This is a genomic window from Neorhizobium sp. BETTINA12A, assembly GCF_023006485.1.
Taxonomy (GTDB): domain Bacteria; phylum Pseudomonadota; class Alphaproteobacteria; order Rhizobiales; family Rhizobiaceae; genus Neorhizobium.
In genome coordinates, this window is the sequence record NZ_JALBGW010000231.1 from 1 (window position 1) to 5,702 (window position 5,702).

Sequence of the window (5,702 nt, forward strand, 5' to 3'; positions counted from 1 at the left end):
CGCTCAACCGGCTGGGCGAGCTCCTGCGGCGCGCCGACCTGCTTGCCGGTCTGGTGCGGCAGGAGCGGGACTTCCTGATTGGACAACGCAGGGAGAGCGAAGGCGACCTGGTGACGTTCATCGACCACCGCCCGGAGATCACCGAAAAGCTGCGCGGCGAGGACGGTGTTGCGATGACAGGTACGGACCTGGTCGGCCGCACCGAGCCGGCGATCCAACTTTTTCAGGACTTCGTCGCCGGATTGAACGCGCGGATAGGCACATGCAACATCCTCCTGCACAGGCTGCTCAGCGATACCGAAAACCTGCTCATCCTCTACAGGGTGGTTGCCGATGCCGGGGGGCACGGCGATGCCGGCCTGAAGCCCGAACTTTTTCCGCATCTGGTGCCCGAGGTCGAGCGTTTCGCAAACGGCATGCTGACATTGCACGGGCTCGACCAGCGGCGGCATCGCGCCGACCAGGCCTTTGCCGAGCGATTTCCCGCCGAGGTCCCCGGGGAGGCGGCAAAAGCCGGTGGCGGGCAGGGCGGTTTTCGACTGCCGACGATTGCCGGCTTCAAGCTCGTCCGGTCCCGATAGGTCCCGTTGAGAAGCCGGCTAGGCATTCGTTTCTTGCGGTTGCGACGAAACGCTGCGCCCCGTTGTGCTTGTGACGCCGAGCACATATGTGTGAGCCAAGCCCAATCGGATGCACCCCGCCTCACGAGGAGACAGCGATGCTCGACCGGATTACCGCCTTTTTTCAAGGAATCGGCCAGGCCGTCGGGCGAGGCATAGGGCTGTTTATTGCCTGGATCGTCTGGCCATTCATGGCAGCGCACGGCTGGTACCGCCAGCGCCACTGGATGGTGAAGGGGCCGATCCTCGCCTTCCTGGTGCTGATGATCGGGCTCTACGGCTATTTCTTCTGGCAGACGCAGGTCTGGATCAATTTCAATCCGAATTTCGTCGACAGCTACCGCTGGTCGGAGCGCAACGTGCCGGCCGGCCAGGAATTACCCGCCACGGCCCCTGCAAGCGCCAATGCGACGGCTCCGGCGACCGGCGCGAAACAATGCCAGTCGTCGGCGATCGTCGATGCCGCCGCCGATCTCACCGACATGAACGTCAACAAGAATGCCTGGATTTCCTCGATGCTGCTCTACCGGCTCGGGTTCTTCGGCATCGACTGGGATCACACGCCTTTCCTCGACAACAAGGCTTCCTTCCAGCGGGGCGTCAATCAGGCGGTACGGCGCACCGCAACGGAACTCGTCGATTCGCTTGGGCGCGTGCGCGGCACGTCGAGCATCAACAACAACCTCCAGGACGCCCGCGGCAACCTGCAGTTCGACGAATTTTCCTGGTATTTCGGGCTTAGCCCCTTTGGGCCGAAGACCCCGACCCCAAGCTATTATCGCGCGGCGATCAGCAAGCTGAGGGCGTTCAATACCGATCTGACCTCCTGCAACGCGACCTTCGACGGCCGCGCCGACAACCTGATCCAGTTCATCGACCGGATTGCCAACGATCTCGGCGGCACGTCGGCGATCCTGCGGGAGCGCTCGGAGAACTACAATGCCGGCTGGTTCGATACGCGCGCCGACGATCGCTTCTGGTTCGCCTACGGCCAGCTCTACGGTTATTATGCGGTGCTTGCAGCGGCAGGGGCGGATTTTTCCCAGGTGATCCGCGAGCGCAATATCGGGCCGCTGTGGACCGATACGCTGTCGCAGTTCAAGTCGGCGCTGCGCATCCAGCCGGCGATCATCTCCAACGGCCGCGAGGACGGCTGGATCATGCCGAGCCATCTGGCGGTGATGGGTTTCTACACTCTCAGGGTTCGCTCGAACCTGGTGGAATTGCGCTCGGTGCTCGACCGGTAAGCCGGCCGGTATCGGCTGGGTTTTTAGGGAGTCAGGTTTTCGGAAGGCTTGGTTCGTCGAGAAAGAACGTCACGCCGGGACGTTCGGCAAAGAACTCATAGGTCATGCCGACGACCTCGCCGCTCGTGCCGGGCTTGTCGCGGAACTTGCCGACGCTGCGAACATATTTGTAGTGCTCGGCATCGGCCTTGACGCGGTAGATGTTGTGATAGGTCAGGCGTTCGCCGCTGGCGCGCTCGAAGGTTTCCATCAATTGCGGCATGTCGTCAGGATGGATTCTCGCGGTGATGGCGACCATGTTCATGGGACCGTCCTTAGGCTCCAGGCCCAGGATGCGACAGACATCCTCCGTCGCGAAGAAATGGCCGGTGTCCAGGTCGATCCGCCAGTAACCGTAGAAACGGAAGGCCGAGGCAAGTTCCACCACCTCGTCGGCCGAGAGCCCCACTTCCTTGTATTGAGTATTGACGCGTTTTTCGGTGTGTTCGACCCAAACCGTCAATCTTTTTCTCCCATAGGCCGGGAGAAAACGCCCCAACCTCACACTATGAGTCTCAATCTCAGAGCCTTAGCTACCAACTGGGTGCGGTTGACGCAATCCAGTTTCTTTATGGCATTGGTCATATATGCGTTAACGGTGTGGTCCGAAAGCGAGAGAATCCGTCCGATTTCGGAGGATGTCTTGCCCTGTGCCGTCCAGCGGACGACCTCCAGTTCGCGGGTGGTGAGGGGGCCGGCGGTGCCGGTCTTGGCACTGCGGCGGATCTTGTCGAAGACATCGAAGGCATGCAGCACGATCATGCCGATCTCGTTGAGCTCCACCTGGCTCAGCCGATGCCGGACGCCGTCGAAGCGCAGCATGAAGCGGCCGCCATCGATCGAATGCACTGCCATCGCGACGCTGGTGATGATGTCGTAGCGGCGCTGCAATTCGTCCATCTCGGCCGGAATGGCGAAACCGCGCATGCTTTCGGGGTCGTCGATCGACCAGCAGTAGGGAAGGGCGGATTTCGAGATGATCGGTGCAACCGGACAAAGCTTCAGCAGCCGGCGTCGATCGAATTCCTGGACATAGCTTACGGGCAGCGTCGTCTCGACGATCATCCGCGACAAAAGCGTCTCATCCGCCCTGGTGGCGGCGAAAAGCGTGATGTGGCGAAACCCGAACTCGTGGGCAACGCGCTTCATCGCAGCAAATATTTCCAATCGCGAATCCGCGGCGGAAATCTCGCTGTTCAGAATCGATTGCCGTTCCAAAGTGATCATGCGGGCGAGCAGACAGGTGATTTATGTGATCGTTAACAAATATACAAATCGGTTTGAATAGCCAGCGAAATTTCGTGCACTGCAACGGAAACCAGGATGGTTTCCGATATAGGCTCACTTTATTTCCATGAATTCATGGAGTTACGGGGTCAAGATTTATACGGGGATATATCCGGTTCCCTTAATTTCCTCCATGACAGCATAAGTGTGGGTTTCCCTGACCCCCGGAAGCGGGAGAATCACCTCCGAGAGGAACTGCCGGTAGGCTTCCATTCCGGCGACGCGTGCCTTCACCAGATAATCGAAGCCGCCTGCCACCATGTGGCATTCCATCACGTCGTCGCTGCGCTTCACCGCGGCGGCGAATGCGTCGAAAACGTCGGGCGTGGTGCGGTCGAGCTTGACCTGTACGAAGACGAGCAGATTGCGCCCGAGCTTTTCCGGCGACAGCAAAGCGCTATAACCGGTGATGTATCCTTCGCGGGTCAGCCGCTTGACCCGTTCGGCGGTCGCCGTGGGTGAAAGCGAGACGCGATCGGCGAGTTCGAGATTGCTCAGGCGCCCCTCTTTCTGGAGCGCCCGGAGGATTTTTCGGTCGAGACGGTCGATGTCTTTCATGTTTCGCTACATTTTGCCAGAGTTGCCGTGAGATATTTCGTTAATGCCATAAAGATCCGCCGAAATCACCAGGAAATTCCCGCTATGGAGAGAATGAAACGGAGATGCATATGAGCCAGATTCTGACCGAGCCCTTCATTCCCTTCAATGCGCCTTATGCCGGCGACGACGACCGGCTGATCCGGCAGTTCGCCGCCCGCACCAGCTTCACCTCGGCGCAGGATGCGGCGATCGACCAGCGGGCGCGGCGGATGATCAATGCCATCCGCGATGGGGCCGGCAAGGTCGGCGGTGTCGAGGATTTTTTGCGCGAGTATGGGCTTTCGACCCGGGAAGGGCTGGCCCTGATGGTGCTCGCCGAGGCGCTGCTCCGCGTGCCTGATGCCTTGACCCAGGACCGGCTGATCGAGGACAAGCTGCGCGAAGGTGGCTGGAGCACTCACGAAGCCTCCGGAGACAGCTGGTTCGTCTCCGCCTCCGCCTGGGCGCTCGCCGTTTCGGCCCGCGTCATCGGCCCCGGCGAAACGCCCGAGGGAATCCTGCGCGGTCTCGTCAAGCGCGTCGGCCTGCCGACCGTGCGCACCGCCACCAAGCAGGCGATGCGTTTCCTCGGCCACCATTTCGTGCTCGGCGAGACGATGAAGGATGCGCTTGTCCGGGCCGCCAAGAGCGAGGAGAAAGGCTACCGCCATTCCTTCGATATGCTGGGCGAGGGCGCCCGCACGGCGGAAGACGCGAAGCGTTATTTCCGCTCCTATGCCGATGCGATCCAGTCGATCGGCGCGCATATGAAAAAGCATGGCAAGGGCAGGCAGCTCCCCGACCGGATGGGCATTTCCGTCAAACTCTCGGCGCTGCATCCGCGCTACCTCGCCACCCACCATGACCGGGTGATGGCTGAACTGGTACCCGACCTTCTGGATCTCGCGCGGATGGCGAAGGAGCATCAGCTCAACTTCACCGTCGACGCGGAAGAGGCCGACCGGCTGGAACTGTCGCTCGACGTGATCGCCGCCACCTTCTCCGACCCGTCGCTTGCCGGTTGGGACGGGTTCGGCCTGGCGATCCAGGCCTATCAGAAGCGGGCGCCTCAGGTGATCGACTATATCGACCAGCTCTGCACCATGCATGGCCGGCGGATGATGGTGCGGCTCGTCAAGGGCGCCTATTGGGACACCGAGGTGAAGCGGGCGCAGGAGCGGGGGATCGAGGACTATCCGGTCTGGACCCGCAAGCCGGCGACGGACCTTGCCTATCTCGCCTGCGCCCAGCAGCTTCTCGCCAAGCGCGCGCGGATCTTTCCGCAATTTGCCACCCACAACGCGCTGACCGTCTCGACCATCCTGGAACTTGCCGGCCCCGACCGCACGGGCTTCGAGTTCCAGCGGCTGCACGGGATGGGAGAGGCGCTTTACGACGACCTGCTCGAAAGCAACGACCGGATCGCCTGCCGCATCTATGCGCCGGTCGGCGGTTATCGCGATCTGCTTGCCTATCTCGTCCGCCGGCTTCTGGAAAACGGCGCCAACTCCTCCTTCGTGGCGGTTGCGGGCGACAAACAGGTACCAGTCGAAAAGCTGCTGGAACGGCCGTCGGCGCGGCTCGGCCTCGATGACGGAATCAGCGCCCGGCATAAGCAGATCCCGCTTCCCTCCGACATCTACGGCCGCCGCAAGAACAGCGCCGGTTTCGAATTCGGCCACCGGGTCGAGCTCGAAAGGCTGATGGCCAGCGTTTCCAAGCCGTGGGGCGAGGTGAAGGCCGGGCCGCTGATAGCAGGCGTCACCTCCAAGGCGGAGGAAAAGCCGGTTCGGTCTCCCTCAGATCGTTCGAAGATCGTCGGCACCGTGCGCGATGCGACGCCGGCCGATGTGGATGCAGCCTTCACGGCTGCGGCCAAGGCTTTCCGGGCCTGGTCGCGCCAGCCGGTGGAAATCCGCGCTGCCTGCCT

General features: G+C 61.6%; 5 protein-coding genes and 1 pseudogene. 3 read left to right on the forward strand and 3 right to left on the reverse strand.

From position 1 onward, the window contains the following. Both MOV61_RS27840 and MOV61_RS27845 read left to right on the forward strand, forming a co-directional pair. Positions 1-581 (forward strand): annotated as a pseudogene (locus MOV61_RS27840) (hypothetical protein); the annotation flags it as partial. A 137-nt stretch (positions 582-718) separates the two neighbouring features. Further along, the gene (locus MOV61_RS27845) at positions 719-1,867 is read left to right on the forward strand and encodes a DUF2333 family protein (RefSeq protein WP_247138905.1); all 1,149 of its coding nucleotides are present in this window, start codon (positions 719-721) and stop codon (positions 1,865-1,867) included. 31 nt (positions 1,868-1,898) lie between these two features. Here the strand turns inward: MOV61_RS27845 and MOV61_RS27850 are convergent, their stop codons facing one another. The 3 genes from MOV61_RS27850 to MOV61_RS27860 all read right to left on the reverse strand — a co-directional run bounded on the left by MOV61_RS27850 (position 1,899) and on the right by MOV61_RS27860 (position 3,751). Further along, complete coding sequence (locus MOV61_RS27850; RefSeq protein ID WP_247138906.1) at positions 1,899-2,369, reverse strand: PAS domain-containing protein; 471 nt, start codon at positions 2,367-2,369, stop codon at positions 1,899-1,901. Positions 2,370-2,407: 38 nt separating this feature from the next. Beyond that, the gene (locus MOV61_RS27855) at positions 2,408-3,073 is read right to left on the reverse strand and encodes a LuxR family transcriptional regulator (RefSeq protein WP_247138907.1); all 666 of its coding nucleotides are present in this window, start codon (positions 3,071-3,073) and stop codon (positions 2,408-2,410) included. 216 nt (positions 3,074-3,289) lie between these two features. Continuing rightward, complete coding sequence (locus tag MOV61_RS27860; RefSeq protein ID WP_038544317.1) at positions 3,290-3,751, reverse strand: Lrp/AsnC ligand binding domain-containing protein; 462 nt, start codon at positions 3,749-3,751, stop codon at positions 3,290-3,292. 110 nt (positions 3,752-3,861) lie between these two features. On the opposite strand from MOV61_RS27860, the gene putA reads away from it, so the two are divergent. Further along, positions 3,862-5,702, forward strand: a 1,841-nt coding sequence (gene putA, locus MOV61_RS27865) for a bifunctional proline dehydrogenase/L-glutamate gamma-semialdehyde dehydrogenase PutA (protein WP_247138908.1), incomplete at its 3' end; no start/stop codon positions are given.